The sequence below is a fragment of the Halopseudomonas nanhaiensis genome (assembly GCF_020025155.1).
Classification (GTDB): Bacteria; Pseudomonadota; Gammaproteobacteria; order Pseudomonadales; family Pseudomonadaceae; genus Halopseudomonas; species Halopseudomonas nanhaiensis.
This window is the reverse complement of the sequence record NZ_CP073751.1, coordinates 288,053-305,374: the sequence shown is the minus strand read 5'-3', so window position 1 is coordinate 305,374 and position 17,322 is coordinate 288,053. Positions and strand designations below refer to the sequence as shown.

The following is a 17,322-nucleotide window of genomic DNA, read 5'->3' as shown; positions in this document are numbered from 1 at the left end:
ACGATAGGGGTTCCGGCTGCACTGGTAGCCCGTCACGGCCCGCCAAGGCTGTTTCCTTATGCCGAGATATGGTGAGGCCTGAAGGTCGCCGCAAAACGGCTTACGAAAGGTCAACTTGCTGCGCAGGGCGTGGCCAAAAACTGATCGATCGAGGCCGGGGGGCGTAGATCAACCGAGGCCATTCTTATCCACAGCGTTGCACACAGATTCTGTGGATAGATGCTCGGTTAAGCTCACCAGGATAGACCACCCGGGGACCTCTCGCTTCGGTCATGGTCCCGTTTCGTTCGAACCTCGGACAAACAACAGGCGCATACGCGACCCAAGACATCAGAGAGATTGATCTGTCTTACAAGCTCTTGCAGCTCGAACATAATACGGTTCACCAGCGTGCAAACAATTGGGTAGCCTCTGTGCATACGTTCTTCAATAGGCCCGCCGTTCTTTCGATAGGTCATGCCTTCGAGCCAGAATACAAAGTGCATATTTACTCGAATGGATGATCAATCTTTCGTCATCAGCTGACACGCCGTCAAAAGAATGCCCTTCAATGGATATGCAAGGTAGTGAAAGCCCATCGTCGATGACGGTCATCAATCTGCAGGTTTGCCCGAGACACTCAGTGCAAAACCATGCAGCTCCGTTCGGTATCGTTGGCGGAAAACCCAGGCCATCTCCACTCCCTAAACGCCATTACTACCTCTAGATTGAGTGACTGCTTAACGCGACATCTTTGTTTTGCGAACGAAGCGAAACGAAGCGCTAATTAAGTCACGTACTCGTATGCTGCAGCCGCCACATACAGCGCAGCACTCAGGACCATGATCAATATCAGCACCATGAGGGAAAACGCGTAGGGAAGATGCTCGGCCAGAATAAGTCATCATTTATCGCCCTCGACACTCCCTGTGCCCTGTTCAGTTGATTGCGACTCCGATGATTGCACTTTGTTTTCCTGGCTGCACCTCAGCTGGATGTGATTTCTCCAATGGCGATTCCTAAGCGATATCATCACTCTCGGTTCAGCGAGGAAGTACCTGCCCACGGTCATGGCGATGATGCTCCCGGCGATCGAGACAACCAGCGTCAGGTAGGTTTTAATGATGAGCATTCGTCAGGCACCAAGGGGGTGATGCCTCCTCCAAGCGGTCTGGATGTGGAACAGCCTACCATTGCTCCTGGAAGGACCAAGCAGCACCCGACTTTGTTGCACCTAAGCGACCCGGAATGACGGTTGAGGTGTTCGCTCGAATTACCTTATTTTCTACGAGCTGACCTAGGCTCGTAGATAAGAAATGAAGCGAGCAACGAGAAATGCTTCCAAAACGCCCGAATCGACTGTAAGCGTCTGTTCTTACGAGGTTTTTCTGTTGCCCCAAGTCATAGACGGTAAAGGTTTCGGCATTCCGCAGACGGGGCGAGCTACCGACCTAACGATATTGTGTTCTGCTAAGCCTTTGTTCTTACGCACTTTTTCCGTTGATTCCTGTGCTATCCTTCGCCGTCCCCTGCATCTGAAAATTCGAGGGTAGATACACCTAACTATCTGTTCTTACGCACATTTTCTGTTCAGTCAGGAAAATCTAATTCTAGTCGCAGGGTTCAAACTGCATGACCTACCGAGACAGCGGGATTTGATGAAAACCCGCCTAACGTCTTGTTCTTACGTACTTTTTCCGTTGTCAGCAGCCCGACCCCCCTACCGCTCTCACCACTCAGATTCTGGAGGCGAAGCCGCCGTAACTATTTGTTCTTACGCACATTTTCCGTTACCCCGACAAGTCGAAGCTAGAAAATAGTTCCGCCTAGCACGCCGACAAACAACCGGGCTCACAGCGCCAGATAATCTAAGACCTTGTTCTTACGCAAGTTTTTGTAGCACACGATTCCCGCTACCGTCAGCCTGCCAGCTCTACTCGAGCGCATGATGCACTAACGTATTGTTTTTACTCATGTTTTTGCGGCAACTCGGATCGATACCCGCCTACAGAGCTTCCTGCGTCTAACCCTAGCTTGGGCCTGGTACCGCTTGATTCGGATACGGTTCGCTCCCGGTTTTAAAACTGCCGCCCCCGCCTGGCCGCGCTTCCGTTGGGTTAGCGCCTTGAGGCACCGAGCTAAACTTAGTCTCTTCCGTCTGTTACCGAAACGAACGTTACCTATCAGTTTAGTGCAAGCTGAAAGCTTAGCACTGAGCTCAACACACATCTTTTGTTCAGCTTTTTAAGCGATAATGGTGGCGAGCAAGAACATGTTGCAACTACAACGCCGTCCTTAACCGACGGATTCGAAAGTGGGCAGTCCGACTTTGATACATCCATAATCCTGAATGAATTATGGGTCCATTGAGTAAATGCCTCCAGCAAGCACACAGCCTGTTACTGTTTGGAGGTAGGCTGTTTAAGCTCGGTTGCAAATTTCTTATCAAGGCGTTTGGCGACGAAGTAACCTATGACGCTAACTATAGAAAGGCTACCGACAACAAAAGTGACAGCGTAAACAAATTCCATATCTTCTCCCAAAAGGCACCATGGTGTTGCGAGTGAGCTGGCACTTTCCTATGTAGCTCCGTCCAGCCAACCCCAATCGCCCACGGCATGGCGACAGAGAAGGGCTGGTTGAGGGGGCATAGTCCCAGTAAAGCCGCTGGCTGCCAAGAGACAGCAACCGCCACCCATCAGCCATTGTAGTGGTCTACTAATCCCGGACACCGAAATGGGTGGTAAATTACCACCATCGCTGAGGTGTTCCATGACAAGACAACGTCGTACGTTTTCCACCGAGTTCAAGCATGATGCAGCATTGCTGGTTTTAGACCAGGGCTACTCGGTCGGTGAGGCAAGCAGGTCGCTAGGAATTGGTGAAACGGCGCTACGCCGGTGGGTCGACCAGTTACGAATCGAACGTGATGGCGGTACGCCCAAGAGCAAAGCGCTGACTCCGGAACAGCAGAAGATTCAAGAGCTCGAAGCCCGAATCAATCGGCTTGAACGGGAGAAAGCGATACTAAAAAAGGCTACAGCTCTCTTGATGGCGGACGAGCTCGATCGTTCGCGCTGATAGACCGGTTAAGTGAGCACGAGCCTGTTGAACTGGTCTGTGAAGCGTTCGGTATCTCCCGATCCAGTTACTACGATGCGCGGCGTCGCCGGAAGCATATTGACCCTGAGAAAGTCGCACTGCGGAGCAAGATAAATCAGCTATTTAACGAGAGCCGAAGCTCCGCCGGTAGCCGAACCATCGTAGGTTTGATGCGCGAAGATGGCTATCGAATTGGTCGTTTCAAGGTCCGGAGCGTCATGCGCAGCTTGGGGTTGGTATCCAAGCAGCCGGGACGACACGCCTACAAATCAGCCACTATCGAGCGGCTGGACATACCGAATCACCTGAACAGAGACTTTGCTGTGCCGGCGCCTAACCAAGTCTGGTGCGGGGACATTACCTATATCTGGGCTCAGGGTCGCTGGTATTACCTTGCCGTCGTTTTGGATCTGTTCAGCCGTCGGGTTGTGGGCTGGGCGCTGTCGAGTCAACCCAATGCAGAGCTGGTTACAAAGGCATTGGATATGGCTTATGAACAGCGAGGCCGGCCGCAGAACGTGATGTTCCATTCCGACCAGGGCAGCCAGTATGTCAGCCGCAACTTCAGACAGCGGTTGTGGCGCTACCGCATGAGTCAAAGCATGAGCCGAAGGGGCAACTGCTGGGACAACGCTCCTATGGAGCGGCTGTTCAGAAGCCTGAAATCAGAATGGGTGCCAGCCACTGGCTACACCACCTTGAACGAAGCACAGCGGGATATCAGCTACTACCTGATGACGCGTTACAACTGGCTGCGGCCACATACATACAACGGTGGGCTGGCACCTGCCAGGACAGAAGAAAACCTTAATCCACTGTCCGGTATCAGTTGACCACTACAAGGCTTTTCAATGCCATGTTGCGCTCCATGTATTCCTTGATACGAATCGGCTCAACGTTCTGGTTGGCCTAGCTGCCAATTCGACCTTTCTTTCGGGTGACCCGTTACACCTTTCGTTCTAACGTCTCGCTAACGAGGGCCGTGACCGTTTGTCGGCACGAACTCGGCAGATCGAACTAATCGCGTTCTACGGTGGCGAAGGAGAGGAACGAGAAGCGCTCAACTCGCACAGGAGGGTCTTCATTAAAGTAGGTCAGCTTTCAGCCGTCACCCCCAGTAGGTATCACTTCGGATGCGTGGAGTTCGATCCCGAGGCGCTAGAGTTGCGCATTCTCGGCGAGCCGGTCGTGCTCGAGCGACGACCACTACGGCTTTTGGAAGTGCTTCTGCGCAACGTTGATCGAGTCGTACCGCACGAACGCTTACTCCGCGAGGTGTGGAACGGACGGGTTACCGTCAAGAACGTGCTGCCCAGCGCCATGACCAAATTGCGCAAGGCTCTCGGTCGCGAGGCGCGAACTATAGTGACTATCGCAGGGGTAGGGTATCGTCTAAATGGTCCGGTACGGATTGAGCGGGTCATGCCTGGGCCGGCTGGTTTGCCGCCTGCCAATACAATTGCATCTAGCTTGTCATCAAATGGGGACCACAGCCCAACACTAGCCGGAGCCGGTCACCTGCTTGCAACCGACTCGCTGCTGGGCCTGTCTTCGCAGCGGCGGCTCGAGCTGTTTCGTCCGCTGGCTGAGTCGGTGGGCAGCTGGCACCTTGGGGGCAAGCGATATAACTTAGTGTCGGCGTCCGACCTGTGCGTGTTTGTAGATGGCAAAACACTGATGCTCGGTCGACGCTCTGACGGCGAAAGGCTACAAGAGGGCAGGCAAAGTTGCGACCCTTATCGGCCGCCGGAAATCTATCGCGGTCACGAGGGCAACGAGCGTAGCGACATTTATGCTTTGGGGGTTGTGTTATACCAACTGCTCGTCGGCGATTTCGCCCGCCCGCTGCTTGCTGATTGGACCCGGGATATTGCAGACGAACATTATCGTCTGGTGATCGGGATTGCGACACGCGCCGATCCCCTGGAGCGCCCTGCGTCCGTTTTTGGCTGGCTCTCCATGCTTGACCAGCCAGTCCCCCGACGCGAGCGAGGGGAATGAACAGGGGCTATCGGAATAGGCGGCCACCGTTTCCTCGGAGAAATGACGAAGCCTGAGCTTCACGAGGGCCGCCGCGGACCAGATAGCCGGGAATGGACCGCCCGCTCATCGAAATGCTTAGCTAAAGTGTCTTCAAGGTAAAAAGCACCGGAAGATCATCCGGAGGAAATCGCCGAGGAGCTTCACCTCCTCGTCGAGACAGTTCGCAAGCAGGCGTCCACAAGCCAGCCCCATTAGGAGAACGCTATGCCCGTACAGCCAGCGGTTGTCGTCTTCGATGTAATCGAAACGCTGTTTGCGCTTGAACCGCTCAGGGCGAAGCTTGAGGAAGCTGATGTGCCCGGTCATGCACTGGAAACCTGGTTCGCCCAGCTGCTTCGTAACGCGTTCGCCTTGAGCGCGACGGGCAGTTATCAGCCGTTCCGGGAGGTGGCTATCGACTCGCTTAAGAGCGTAGCGAGTGCCAACGGTCGTCTCCTAAACGAAGACCAGGTCGCCGGGATCATCGGAACCTTCGCGGCGCTCGACGCGTACCCTGACGTGGCGCCGTCAATGGCCCGCCTCGCGGAAAGCGGCATTCGATTGGTCACGCTGACCAATGGTAGTGAAGACGTAACCCGCAAGCTGTTGGACCGAGCGGGGCTCAGCCAATACGTGGAGCTGGTCATCTCTGTTGATGAAGTGAAGCTCTGGAAACCAAGAAAGGAAGTGTATCGGCACTGCGCGCAGCGTTGCGGCGTGGAGCCTGGCGCAATGATGCTCATCGCCGCGCACGGGTGGGATATTCACGGAGCGAGCGCGGCGGGGATGCGAACCGGCTTCTTGCGCAGAAAAGGTCGCTCGTTTCCCGGGGTGATGACCAAGCCTGAGCTTGATGCGGACGATCTGGCCGGCCTGATTGATAGACTTTTTACTACTGACTCGGAGTGACATTCATGGCCAGTGACGGACCACATCAAGCAAGAATGCAGTGGATGGACATGCTGCGAGGCGTCGCCATTTTTCTTGTCATCGTGTACCACTGTACCGTCTACATGTATGAGAAATACCCGGAGGCTTTTGCCGGGCTGAAATATGCTGGCGAACTCGTTGGCCCGCTCCGCATGCCGGTGTTGTTCTTTCTCTCCGGTATGCTCCTGGCTGGCTCCATCGAGAAGGGACCGAGGCGTTACGCGCTAGGCAAGCTCAATAACCTGATTTATCCGTTTGTGTTCTGGACGCTGGTCCTTTATCTGCTTTATGAGGCGCGCGAAGTCGTGCTTGGGTTGCCTTCAGAGATCAATCTGTTCAAGGCACTGGTTTACGACCCTTGGCATCATTTGTGGTTTTTGCACTACCTGGCCATTTACTATGTTCTCGGATACTTTCTTTTCAAGGCAGGGTTGGTGGTGTCCGCCCTGGTTGCTGTCACGCTGTATCTAGTCGGCTATCCGGCGGGCCATGAGTACTTCACGGCGCTGTTCATGTTCTTTATCGCGGGGGCGTTCGCCAACCGGACTTCCCATTTCAGCGAATGGATAGACCAGCACGAGAAGAGATTGATCTGGGGTGGTCTTGCGATCATTTCGGTGAGCATGCTTGGCGTGGTGCTTGGCCTGGTTCCAATGGCCAAACATAACCTGACTTATTGCATAGTGGCAGGCGCTGCCCTTCCTATCCTGATCAGCCTAACGAAGCGTGCCGAGCGGTACCGAGTCGCACCCGCGTTGGCGTATCTCGGTCGCAACTCGCTAGTTCTCTACATGGTCCACGTGCCGGTGGGTATCGCCATCCCGCTACTCATCGAGCGTACCGAAGTAAATCCTCTGTACCTTTATCCTGCTTATCTCGCTGTCGTTTTCGCAGTATGTTTGGGCGTCGTTTGGCTTCGCCATCGCTCCTTCTTGGTGGACGTTATGTTTTCGGCAGAAAATCTGTACCCACAAACGAAGCCTATTGAGAAGCGTGCCTAACCGATCAGGTGGCGTAGCGCTGCCGTGGCACGGTTGGGGCAAGGTGGCGCATTCGGTTAAGCGCTGCATCATGGCTCAGTCAAGGCAGGCACGTTGCGGGGTCGAGACGGGACGCTGGTTGTAATGCTTTGACAGATCCAACGATGATGCTTCACGGCTGGGCGTCACGGTAGTGAATCTTCACCCCCTTGGCAGCGAGGCTACCAATGTAACCCGCAGCGCGCCGGTAGAAGTCGCTCGGGTCGGGGTTGGTCAACAATCCAGCCTCGGGTGTCGCGCTCCATTCAGTACATCCGGGAAGACGACGCATGAGCGTCCGGCGTTCGGCAATACATCTCAACCCGCAGTTCGACTGGCATCAGTTGCCTCTCTCCTCGTTTTTTTTGGAAGGGTGACGAAGCGGGGGCCGTCGGTACAAATCAGATTTTGAGCAGCCCTCATCGTTTCTACGAAAGGAAAGGTGGCGTGATCAAAGAGCGGTTTCCTTGGCTCTCGGACACTCGCGTTGAGCTTTGCCTCATTATCATCCGACCGTCAGCTGATGGTGACTCACTATTCAACGCCCAAGCGCACAACGAGGATGAGAGCGAGGTAATTCAACACACAGCTCGCCGATATGGGTATCGACAGCATCATACCGACGTGCCAGCTCTGGCTGTACGAACCCTGGCATCGGCCTGATACACCAGAGCCCGGTTGTCACGTACCGGGCCGAATTGGATTAGAAGAGGCGATTCAACCCATCCAGCGCTGCAACTCGGTAAGCTTCGGCCATGGTCGGGTAGTTGAACGTCGTGTTGACGAAGTACTTCATGGTGTTGGCCTCCCCTTTCTGATTCATGATCGCCTGGCCAATGTGGACGATTTCCGCAGCCTGGTCGCCGAAGCAGTGGATGCCCAACACTTCAAGCGTATCGCGGTGAAACAGTAGCTTGAGCATACCGACCGGCTCATTACTGATCTGGGCCCGCGCCATGTTCTTGAAGAACGCCTGGCCCACCTCGTAGGGCACCTTCTCCTCGGTAAGCTCACGCTCCGTCTTGCCCAGAGAACTGATCTCGGGAATCGTATAAATGCCTGTCGGCACATCATCGACGAATCGCCAGGCGTCGTTACTGACGATATTGCCGGCTGCCGAACGCCCCTGATCGAAGGCTGCACTAGCCAGACTCGGCCAGCCAATGACGTCACCGACCGCATAAATGTTGGGCACCTGCGTACGGTAGTTTTCGTCCACCGACAGCTGGCCCCGACCGTTCGCCTTCAATCCGATGTTCTCCAGCCCAAGCCCGTCGGTATTACCCGTTCGGCCGTTGCACCAGAGAAATGCGTCGGCCTTCACCTTCTTGCCTGACTTCAGATGCAACAGCACGCTGTTACCGGAACCTTCGACCTTCTCGTACTCTTCGTTATGACGAATCAGCACTGCATTGTTGCGAAGGTGATAGCTCAAGGCGTCTGAAATCTCATCGTCAAGGAAGCTGAGCAAGCGATCCCGATTGTTAATCAAATCGACCTTCACACCCAGGCCACAGAATATCGACGCATATTCCGAGCCGATCACGCCCGCACCGTAGATGATCATGGTGCGCGGCGTGTGGTTTAGCCGCAGGATGGTATCGCTGTCGTAGATGCGCGGGTGGTTGAAGTCGACATCTGCCGGCCGATAGGGACGAGAACCGGTTGCAATGATGATTTCCTTGCCAATCAGCTTCTCGACGGCGCCCGAATGACTGATCACCTCGATCGTGTTCTCATCGGCAAAACTACCACGACCAAAGAAGACATCCACCCGGTTGCGCGCGTAGTAGCTGGTGCGCGAAGCGACCTGCTTGTGCAGGACCTTCTCGGCGCTTTTCAGTACCTCGGGGAAAGGAAACCAGCGCGGATCCCCAATCGACCGGAACATCGGATTGGTGTTGTAGTTGATGATCTGCTTGACCGCGTAGCGCAACGCCTTTGACGGGATGGTACCCAGGTGAGTGGCATGACCTCCGACCGCCGGACTGGCCTCGACAACGGCCACTTTGCGCCCATGCTTGGCTGCATTCATCGCGGCTCCTTCGCCTGCCGGGCCTGAGCCCAGCACCACTACGTCATAGTTGTATACGGCCATTCTCTGGTTCCTTGTCTCACTGGGGGAATGCTTGCATGTGTCGGTAGAGCCGCTACCGCCTAGTCGACCATGGTAGCGTCGTAGGCCAAATCCCTGCGGCCACCTTCGTCCTGCTCGGAGTCGTCGCTGTTTTCCTGGCACTTGCTCGGGTTGCCACCACATATCGAGCAGCTCTTTTCGATACCGAGCATGCCGATACCGCCGCACGAACCTGCGATAGGCTTGCGTCCCATCATCACGCCGACGGCCATCCCGGCAACAACCAGAGCCATCAACAGAAAAGCCAGAAGCCACACCATAATCTACTCCTTAGCAGGAAATGCGTTTGTACCCGCCGTCCACTCCTTCTTTGGACAAGACCCACTGCCACAGCTGGATATCCCTCGCTCTGAACGCTCCAGCGCAGGAAAGTAAGTAATAACGCCACATTCTGTAAAAGCGCCCGCCCAGCTGATTGGCGAACGCCGGCCACTCTCGTTCAAAATTTTCATGCCAGGCCATCAGGGTCCGGTCGTAGTCAGCACCAAAGTTGTGCAGGTCCTCGACTACAAATAGCCCGTCCACGGCGTCACCTATCTGCCCAATCGCCGGAAGGTCACCGTTTGGGAAGATGTACTTGTCGAGCCATGGGTCCGGCGCGGACTGTCGGTTGTTCTTGCCTATCGTATGCAGCAGAAATAAACCGCCGTCGGCGAGACAGCGATGCGCGACCTCCATGAACTCCCGATGGTTTTTTCGTCCCACATGCTCGAACATGCCGACGCTCGCAATCCGATCGAAGCGTTCGTCCAACTCCCGATAATCCATCAGACGGAAATCGAGCGGTAGATGTGGATAGCGGGCCTTGACCCAGGCGGCCTGCTCACTGGATATGGTGACCCCAACGCATTCCACTCCGTAGTGCTCGGCAGCGTAGCTCATGAAGCTGCCCCACCCGCAGCCGATATCGAGAACACGCATACCGGGCTTAAGTCCCAATTTTCGGCAGATCAAATCGAGCTTGTGCTCCTGCGCCTGTTCAAGCGTCTCGGCATTGCGCCAATAGCCACATGTATAGGTCATGCGCTTGTCGAGCATGGCGGCGTAGAAATCATTGCCAAGATCATAATGCAACTCGCCGACCTGCCAGGCGCGGCGCATCGTCTGGAGGTTGAGCAGGCGTGCACGAAGGCTGTGAATGACCAGGCGTAAAGGTTTAACGTCCTGATCGAGTCGCGCATCGAGCAAACGATAGAAAAACTCGTCCAGCTGATCGCAATCCCAATCGCCATCCATATACGCCTCACCCAACCCAAGGTTACCCTTCGAAAGGGCTTGTTCAGGCACACCCGAACGATTGAGTTGCATGTCCCATGGTCTGGAACCATTGAGCTGGATATCGGCGCGTTCCAGCATCGACTGGACAGTGCGATGAAGCGGGCTGTCGTCGAGCCGCGCACGAGGCTGTGTTGGATGTTCCGTAAAGAAAGACATGGCAAGCTCCTGTTATCGTTTTCGAAGAGAGCCGCGTATTCAGTAATGCGTCACGCCGGCTCTCGATAAGAAAATGCCGCCCTGCGCGGGGGCGGCCGATGCCAATGGCCCAAGCAACTGACCGGAAGCGGGCGGCGGCATCGAAATCTTCGGAGCGTTAAGGTGGAGTGATTCCGTTAAGCACGTGGTTTTCCGTCCTGTGTCTTTGCGATCTGACCAACTTATTAGCGTGCCTCAGGGCTGCAGCTTGCTTGCGCACTCGACGCATAGGCCCACTGCCGGATCAATACGCAGCCGCCCAGAGGCAATTTCCTCGTCGCACTCAGAGCAGTAGCCGTAATCGTCCTGGTCGAGCCGCGCGAGCGCATGCTGCAAACGCAGCAACTGGTTTCTTGATCTCGCTTGCGTTGCGTCGTGCATGGCCTGTTGCTGCAAAGCATCCATTCTCGAAAGCCGACCTACCTTTGCCTGGTCCAACTCAACGTTCTCACTGCGCTGCGCCCTGGCATCAACGGAGGGCTCTAGCTCTTCGATACGCTGAAGGATGAGCGCTTTGAGTTCGGCTTTGAGAGTGGCGTCCATAGCTGTCTCAGCGGATTAGCAGTAGGGGGCGCAGGGTTCTGCTCAGCAAGTTGGTGGTGGTACTGCCAACAAAGAACTGACGAATGCGAGAATGCCCGTACGCACCCATGACGATCATGTCCACACCCTGTTCTTCCTCATAGTCAAGCAGGGTGTTCTCCACATCTCCGGACCGAATCGCGGCAATGACATCGAAGCCCGCCCGCTCCAGCTGCGCCCTAGCTGCGTGTACCGACTCCCAGGCATCATTGGTGTCCGGGCCCACCATCACAAGGTGAACGGTCATTCCCTGAAACAGTGGGCTGCGAGCGATCATCTCAATGCCTTTGCGCGTGCTAGGTCCGTTATCGAAGGCAAGCATGACGCTGCGTGGCTTCACAAATTGGCGAGTCGTCACCAAAATCGGCCGGTGTAAGGTACGGATTATGCTTTCCAGATGAGTGCCTACGTGCTGACCCATCGAGTCGCCCTCTTCGCCCTGACGTCCGATCACCAACAAACGCGTTTCGCCTTCCAGATCGCGGACGGTCTCCACGAAACCGCCGTGTCTTTGTCTGAGCAGCGGCTGCGAAGCGCCGTTGCTGCGCGCCCGCTCGCCTGCGGCTTCGAGCATCAGGCGCCCTTGTTCGAGCATCAACTTGCTACGCCGAGCATCGAGTTCTGCAAGCTCAACCAGCAAATGCTCCCGACTACCGAGTCCGATATTCCCGGACAGGTCGCGCGGAGTCTGGAACTCTTCGTGATCTAGCGCATGCAATAGCACAAGCGGTGCTTGCAGTCGGATGCTCGCCCAGGTCGCGTAGTCGCACACCGTCGCGGAAGAGTCCGACCCGTCGATGCATCCAATTACTGTTGTATCAGTCATGGTGTTCTCCTTGCGGTGGCGCGTTAGTGGCTCATGAGCTTGTCAACGGCGTCAGGCTTATCATGCACACCGAAGCGATCGACGATGGTCGCACTGGCCTGGTTCATCCCGATGATGTCGACCTCGGTGCCTTCTCGACGAAACTTGATGACCACCTTGTCGAGGGCGGCCACAGCGGTAATATCCCAGAAATGAGCTCGGCTCAGATCGATCACCACGTGTTCGATGGCTTCCTTGAAGTCGAACGCGTCGACGAATTTGTCGGAAGAACTGAAGAAGACCTGGCCTACCACAGTGTAGGTGCGCTCGCGTCCGGCTACGTCAGCCTCGCTGCTGATGTGCATGTAATGCCCCAGCTTGTTTGCGAAGAACATGGCCGCGAGCAATACGCCAACCAATACGCCGTAGGCCAGGTTGTGAGTAGCAACCACAACGACGACGGTCGCCACCATGACGATGTTGGTCGATAGGGGATGCTTCTTCAGGTTGCGCAGCGAATCCCAGCTGAAAGTACCAATCGCCACCATGATCATCACCGCAACCAATGCCGCCATGGGGATCTGCGAGAGATAATCGCCAAGGAATACCACCATCACCAGCAGAAACACGCCGGAAGCCAGGGAAGACAAGCGCGTACGCCCACCCGATTTGATATTGATGATCGACTGGCCAATCATCGCGCAGCCAGCCATGCCGCCAAAGAAGCCGGAAACGATATTGGCTGTACCCTGCCCCTTGCACTCCCGGTTCTTGTCGCTGGGCGAGTCGGTCAAATCATCGATGATGGTTGCCGTCATCATCGACTCCAGTAGCCCGACAACGGCCAGTGCGGCCGAATATGGGAAAATGATCATCAGTGTTTCGAAGGTCAGCGGAATTTGCGGCAAGAGGAATACCGGGAGTGTGCTAGGTAGCTCGCCCATATCGCCAACAGTGCGAATGTCCAGACCCAGGTACGCTGCCAGGACTGTCAATACGACAATGCACACGAGCGGGGACGGAATCGCTCGCCCTATCTTCGGCACATAGGGGAACAAATAGATGATCGCTAGCCCGCCCGCTGTCATGGCGTAAACATGCCATGTGACGTTGGTCAACTCGGGCAGCTGTGCCATGAAGATGAGTATTGCCAGGGCGTTGACGAAGCCGGTCACCACCGAGCGGGAGACGAAGCGCATCAGTGACCCCAGCTTGAGGTAGCCGGCGATGACCTGCAGCACGCCGCAGAAAATGGTCGCAGCCAGCAGATACTCCAGCCCATGATCACGAACCAGCGTAACCATCAGCAGTGCCATGGCGCCCGTGGCAGCTGAGATCATACCCGGCCTGCCACCTGTGAAGGCTATCACTACGGCTATGCAGAACGACGCGTAAAGGCCGACGCGCGGGTCCACCCCGGCGATGATGGAAAAGGCAATTGCCTCGGGAATAAGCGCCAGGGCCACGACGATGCCCGCCAAAAGATCGCCGCGTATGTTCGAGAACCAGTCGTGCTTGATAGTTTGTAGATAAGTCATGCTATGTCCAGTTTGAGAATCGGTTGGCAGAGGGGGCTCACACCCAGTTCACTACCGCGATGTAGCCCACCACACCGAGAACGATCGTGTAGGGCAACGCCATGAACACCATGCGCCCGTAAGACAGGCGCACCAGTGGCGCTATGGCGGAGGTCAAAAGAAAGAGAAACGCCGCTTGCCCGTTGGGTGTCGCTACGCTTGGGAGATTGGTGCCGGTATTGATCGCGACGGCCAGCGAATCGAAGTGCTCACGGGTGATCTGGCCGGCATCGAGCGCTTGCTTTATCTCACTTATATATACAGTCGCGACGAATACGTTATCGCTGACCATGGACAACAGGCCGTTAGCCAGAAAAAACATACCGGGTTGCTCGGCCATGGGAAGAGCCAACACCATCGCGATGATCGGGCTGAACAGATGCTGTTGATGGATCACCGCGACGATGGCGAAGAACACCACAAGCAGGGCTGTGAAAGGCAAAGCTTCCTGAAACGCCTTACCGATCTGATGTTCATCGGTCACGCCATTGAAGCTGGTCATCAAAATGATCACCAGCAGCCCGATCAGACCGACCTCTGCCACATGAAAGGCCAGACCAAGAACCAGTACGATCGCTGCGGTGGCTTGAACGATGAGCTGCGCCTGCTGAATCTTCCCCCGCTTGCGTTGCTCCTCGACCGCGTAGGTTTCCAGCACTCGGCGCACGTTGCGAGGAATCTTCGCCCCGTAGCCGAAAGCTCCCGCCTTCTCCAACAGAACACACGTCAGCAAGCCGGCTCCAAGCACAGGAAGACTGACTGGAGCCATGCGAAGAAAGAATCCTACGAAGTCCCAGCCTGCCGTCTTGGCGATCAACAGGTTCTGGGGCTCCCCCACCAATGTACATACGCCGCCAAGCGCGGTGCCGATAGCACCATGCATCAACAGACTCCGCAGGAAGGCACGAAACACTTCAAGGTCGTTGCGGTGAAGTTCCAGCGGCTCATCATCCGGATGAACGGCCTTGTCTGCCTGGGTCTTATGCGGTTCTGACGCGACCTTGTGATAGACCGAGTAGAAGCCAACCGCAACACTGATGATGACGGCGGTCACGGTCAGCGCGTCGAGAAATGCCGACAACACAGCCGCCGTCAGACAGAACAACAGGCCCAACGAAGACTTGGAACGCACCCCCAGAAGAATCCGCGTGAAAACCAGCAGCAGAAGGTTCTTCATGAAGTAGATACCGGCCACCATGAACATCAAGAGGAGGATGACCGGGAAATTCAGAAGCATTTCGGCGTATAGAGCCTCGGGCGAGGCCATGCCGATGATGAGCGCTTCGACAGCCAAAAGACCACCTGGCAACAACGGATAGCATTTCAGCGCCATCGCCAAAGTGAAGATGAACTCTGCGACGAGGAGCCAGCCCGTCACGTAAGGACCAAGCCCCCAGAGACAGAGCGGATTGAGGAGTAAGAAAACGATGACGACCTGCTTGTACCAGGTCGGAGCGTTACCCAAAAAATTGTGCGCAAAGGCACTGGTGAGAGACGACGACTGACTATCCAAGATCTGATCCGTGGCTATCGGTTCGGCCGAGGCCAAACGCAGCAAGACGCTATCCAAACCAGTTACTTGGTTCAGCGAAGCGTCTTGTTGTTGTTTTTACGCGCAGGGAGATGCACAACTGCATGTGCAAGGGGGGCCGAGTGGCCGAGGATCAGATAACTATGGCGGCGTCACGCCACTGGGAAGATGCATCTATATTTAGGCAACGAAGTAATTCGAGAGACGCGCACTTTAGCATATCCAGTAGCGGTACGCTATCGCTGCGCGGCTCAGTTGAGGGTCATGCTGCTCTTTCAGCGCTCCACCGATCCGGTCTCGCTGCCATCAGGATCAGCCAGAAGCAGGCGTAGACGACGAGAAAGGGATCTACTAGATAATCCCAGTAATTGAGCGAGCTTTTCAGCTCCAGGCTATAGGCGACCGTAGCTAACGTGAGGGCGGCGACCAGCAACCAGTTGCCAAGCATTAGCGCCGCAATCCCGACCAACCCTGTCAAAGCGATCATCAGTTGCGGAGCATAGCCATAACTGTATGGATCAAGCATCCCCAATCCTAGCGCAGCCGGATACAGCGCCAGGCCGGCAGAGGCGAATACCGCCACGGTCTGCGTCCGTTGAAGCATTGTTAGCGGTCCGATCATGCCGGCACGCACAACGCTCACAAACCCCAGCCAAACGATCGTGGTGATGGCGAGGTCGCCAGTTAGCGCTCGCATGTAACCGGCAAGCGGCAAACCAGTTGGCAAAGGGATGGCTCCGATGACCAGACATAGGACTAAAGCCATCAACTGCTTAGCTTTCGAAAGGCCCGAAAGCGGCAACAGCAGGAACAGAAGCAACGCGAAGGACAGGTAGGCAACCCATGATGTTAGGATCATTGCTGCGCCTCCAGCCAGTCGGTATTGAAGGTGACATGCTTAATGAAACTGTTGTTCCACGCATACACCAAGTGAAAGGAGCCATCCCCGGCGCCAATCATGTACGGATATTCATATTCGAATACGCAGCGGTTCGCCTGGCAATGCCGCCAGTCCATTTGTTCAAGGAACTCATCGACTAGCGTCTGCTTACGCTTGCCGCTGGACGTCATGAACTTTGCAATGATCATGGGCTCGTACGCTTCCCAAGGGATCGAATCGCCCTGCTCATCAGGCGAAGCATCCAGGTTAGTCAACAACTTCCAGGTACTAAGGCTCGGCGTGGCCTCATCCAGACTGAGGCGGAAGCGCCCATCCTTAAGATTATTCTGGGCGACCAACAGCGTGCCACGATGAGAGCGGACTGCCGCGAGCGAGCTATTGGGATTCGAAGGGCTCACAGGCCGTTCATCGCTCCAGGTTCGCCCAGCATCCTCGGTCACCGCAGCCAGCACATTTCCGCGCCCGGCATACCGCAGCAATGCGATTGCTCGCTTGCCGTCGAGGGGCACGACAGTGGGCTGTAGCGAACTTTTTCCGTCAGCGATACGAAACTTGTCCTGCACCCGTCCATCAGCGCTCAAGTAGAGATACTCGGGGAATTTGCCGAGGAACTCGTGATAAACCGGCAGACCGATGGATCCGTCAGCGTGAAACACCGGAGCAGCGCGAACCAATGTGCTGATATTGATGAATGGTGACGTCACGAGCTGTTTGGGCTCTGACCACGTCTCGCCGAAATCCTCGGAGACCATGCTGTTGATGGCACTACCTGCCCAGCCGCCAAGGGAGACCGAGACATAAAACAGCCAAAGCCGATTATCCGGGGCCAGCGCAATCACCGGATTGCCCAGCTTGCGGACAGGCTTTCCAATTGCACGGCGGGTCTGCTCGCGCGTCACCATGGTCGTCTCGTCGGCCCAGCCAGTTTCTGGACGAAAGCGCGAAACCCGTATCTCCACATCCGAAGCACCTTCACGCGAACCAGCGAACCAGACGGCCATCAGGCCGCCCTCAGGTAGAGTGGTCAGCGACGGCGAATGGACAAACTCATCCAGATCCGACGATGCGAAACGCTGCTCGTATTTCGGCTGCGGCTCGATCGATAAAGTGACAACGCGCCCGTGGTAAGCAGCCGCATTGCCAGCTGCTGCCTCGGTAACATTGAAGGGCGACATTTCATAGTCTGGTGCGGTCCACCATGCGGCTGCGAATACGCCTACCATGCCTATGGCAATCGCGCAGCGAACGTTCAACATTTTCATCT

General features: G+C 55.8%; 14 protein-coding genes. 4 read left to right on the top strand and 10 right to left on the bottom strand.

What is annotated here, in order from left to right:
* The first annotated feature begins 2,751 nt into the window (after positions 1-2,751).
* From KEM63_RS01400 to KEM63_RS01385, 4 genes are all read left to right on the top strand, one after another.
* Positions 2,752-3,914, top strand: a protein-coding gene (locus tag KEM63_RS01400; RefSeq protein ID WP_223654205.1) for an IS3 family transposase whose coding sequence is annotated in 2 segments (ribosomal slippage) — positions 2,752-3,007 and positions 3,007-3,914 — 1,164 coding nt in all. Because the reading frame shifts where the segments join, the coding sequence is not laid out codon by codon here.
* 304 nt (positions 3,915-4,218) lie between these two features.
* Positions 4,219-5,082, top strand: coding sequence for a winged helix-turn-helix domain-containing protein (locus KEM63_RS01395; RefSeq protein WP_223654262.1), 864 nt, complete (start codon positions 4,219-4,221; stop codon positions 5,080-5,082).
* 246 nt (positions 5,083-5,328) lie between these two features.
* The gene (locus KEM63_RS01390) at positions 5,329-6,012 is read left to right on the top strand and encodes a haloacid dehalogenase type II (protein WP_223654261.1); all 684 of its coding nucleotides are present in this window, start codon (positions 5,329-5,331) and stop codon (positions 6,010-6,012) included.
* Between the two features lie 5 nt (positions 6,013-6,017).
* Positions 6,018-7,034, top strand: a complete 1,017-nt coding sequence (locus tag KEM63_RS01385; protein WP_223654259.1) for an acyltransferase family protein — start codon at positions 6,018-6,020, stop codon at positions 7,032-7,034.
* Positions 7,035-7,185: 151 nt separating this feature from the next.
* Here the strand turns inward: KEM63_RS01385 and KEM63_RS01380 are convergent, their stop codons facing one another.
* The 10 genes from KEM63_RS01380 to KEM63_RS01335 all read right to left on the bottom strand — a co-directional run bounded on the left by KEM63_RS01380 (position 7,186) and on the right by KEM63_RS01335 (position 17,320).
* A complete protein-coding gene (locus KEM63_RS01380; RefSeq protein WP_223654257.1) occupies positions 7,186-7,344 on the bottom strand; it encodes a hypothetical protein in 159 nt (52 codons plus the stop codon).
* A gap of 411 nt (positions 7,345-7,755) precedes the next feature.
* Positions 7,756-9,150: a Si-specific NAD(P)(+) transhydrogenase gene (gene sthA, locus KEM63_RS01375; RefSeq protein ID WP_223654255.1), complete on the bottom strand. Its 1,395-nt coding sequence runs from the start codon at positions 9,148-9,150 to the stop codon at positions 7,756-7,758.
* A 59-nt stretch (positions 9,151-9,209) separates the two neighbouring features.
* Positions 9,210-9,449 (bottom strand): (Na+)-NQR maturation NqrM, encoded by a 240-nt coding sequence (gene nqrM / locus KEM63_RS01370; protein WP_223654253.1) that lies wholly within the window; start codon positions 9,447-9,449, stop codon positions 9,210-9,212.
* 10 nt (positions 9,450-9,459) lie between these two features.
* Positions 9,460-10,545: a cyclopropane fatty acyl phospholipid synthase gene (gene cfa / locus KEM63_RS01365; RefSeq protein ID WP_423747845.1), complete on the bottom strand. Its 1,086-nt coding sequence runs from the start codon at positions 10,543-10,545 to the stop codon at positions 9,460-9,462.
* Between the two features lie 312 nt (positions 10,546-10,857).
* Complete coding sequence (locus KEM63_RS01360) at positions 10,858-11,205, bottom strand: TraR/DksA family transcriptional regulator (protein ID WP_223654249.1); 348 nt, start codon at positions 11,203-11,205, stop codon at positions 10,858-10,860.
* Positions 11,206-11,212: 7 nt separating this feature from the next.
* Positions 11,213-12,070 (bottom strand): universal stress protein, encoded by an 858-nt coding sequence (locus tag KEM63_RS01355; RefSeq protein WP_223654247.1) that lies wholly within the window; start codon positions 12,068-12,070, stop codon positions 11,213-11,215.
* 23 nt (positions 12,071-12,093) lie between these two features.
* Entirely contained in the window at positions 12,094-13,587 is a 1,494-nt protein-coding gene (locus KEM63_RS01350) for a SulP family inorganic anion transporter (RefSeq protein ID WP_223654245.1), read from the bottom strand.
* A gap of 37 nt (positions 13,588-13,624) precedes the next feature.
* On the bottom strand, positions 13,625-15,139 hold the full coding sequence (gene nhaB, locus KEM63_RS01345) for a sodium/proton antiporter NhaB (protein ID WP_223654243.1): 1,515 nt from the start codon (positions 15,137-15,139) through the stop codon (positions 13,625-13,627).
* Between the two features lie 280 nt (positions 15,140-15,419).
* Positions 15,420-16,016 (bottom strand): hypothetical protein, encoded by a 597-nt coding sequence (locus KEM63_RS01340; RefSeq protein ID WP_223654241.1) that lies wholly within the window; start codon positions 16,014-16,016, stop codon positions 15,420-15,422.
* A complete protein-coding gene (locus KEM63_RS01335) occupies positions 16,013-17,320 on the bottom strand; it encodes a sialidase family protein (RefSeq protein WP_223654239.1) in 1,308 nt (435 codons plus the stop codon). Before KEM63_RS01335 ends, KEM63_RS01340 begins: the two co-directional genes overlap by 4 nt.
* Between the last annotated feature and the right edge of the window lie 2 nt (positions 17,321-17,322).

Excerpts from the sequence above, each read along its gene's own strand:
- nqrM (WP_223654253.1), bottom strand. The coding sequence starts at position 9,449 with ATGGTGTGGCTTCTGGCTTTTCTGTTGATGGCTCTGGTTGTTGCCGGG.
- KEM63_RS01360 (WP_223654249.1), bottom strand. The coding sequence starts at position 11,205 with ATGGACGCCACTCTCAAAGCCGAACTCAAAGCGCTCATCCTTCAGCGT.
- sthA (WP_223654255.1), bottom strand. The coding sequence starts at position 9,150 with ATGGCCGTATACAACTATGACGTAGTGGTGCTGGGCTCAGGCCCGGCA.
- KEM63_RS01340 (WP_223654241.1), bottom strand. The coding sequence starts at position 16,016 with ATGATCCTAACATCATGGGTTGCCTACCTGTCCTTCGCGTTGCTTCTG.
- KEM63_RS01390 (WP_223654261.1), top strand. The coding sequence starts at position 5,329 with ATGCCCGTACAGCCAGCGGTTGTCGTCTTCGATGTAATCGAAACGCTG.
- KEM63_RS01385 (WP_223654259.1), top strand. The coding sequence starts at position 6,018 with ATGGCCAGTGACGGACCACATCAAGCAAGAATGCAGTGGATGGACATG.
- cfa (WP_423747845.1), bottom strand. The coding sequence starts at position 10,545 with ATGCTGGAACGCGCCGATATCCAGCTCAATGGTTCCAGACCATGGGAC.
- KEM63_RS01355 (WP_223654247.1), bottom strand. The coding sequence starts at position 12,070 with ATGACTGATACAACAGTAATTGGATGCATCGACGGGTCGGACTCTTCC.
- KEM63_RS01350 (WP_223654245.1), bottom strand. The coding sequence starts at position 13,587 with ATGACTTATCTACAAACTATCAAGCACGACTGGTTCTCGAACATACGC.
- KEM63_RS01380 (WP_223654257.1), bottom strand. The coding sequence starts at position 7,344 with ATGCGTCGTCTTCCCGGATGTACTGAATGGAGCGCGACACCCGAGGCT.
- KEM63_RS01335 (WP_223654239.1), bottom strand. The coding sequence starts at position 17,320 with ATGAAAATGTTGAACGTTCGCTGCGCGATTGCCATAGGCATGGTAGGC.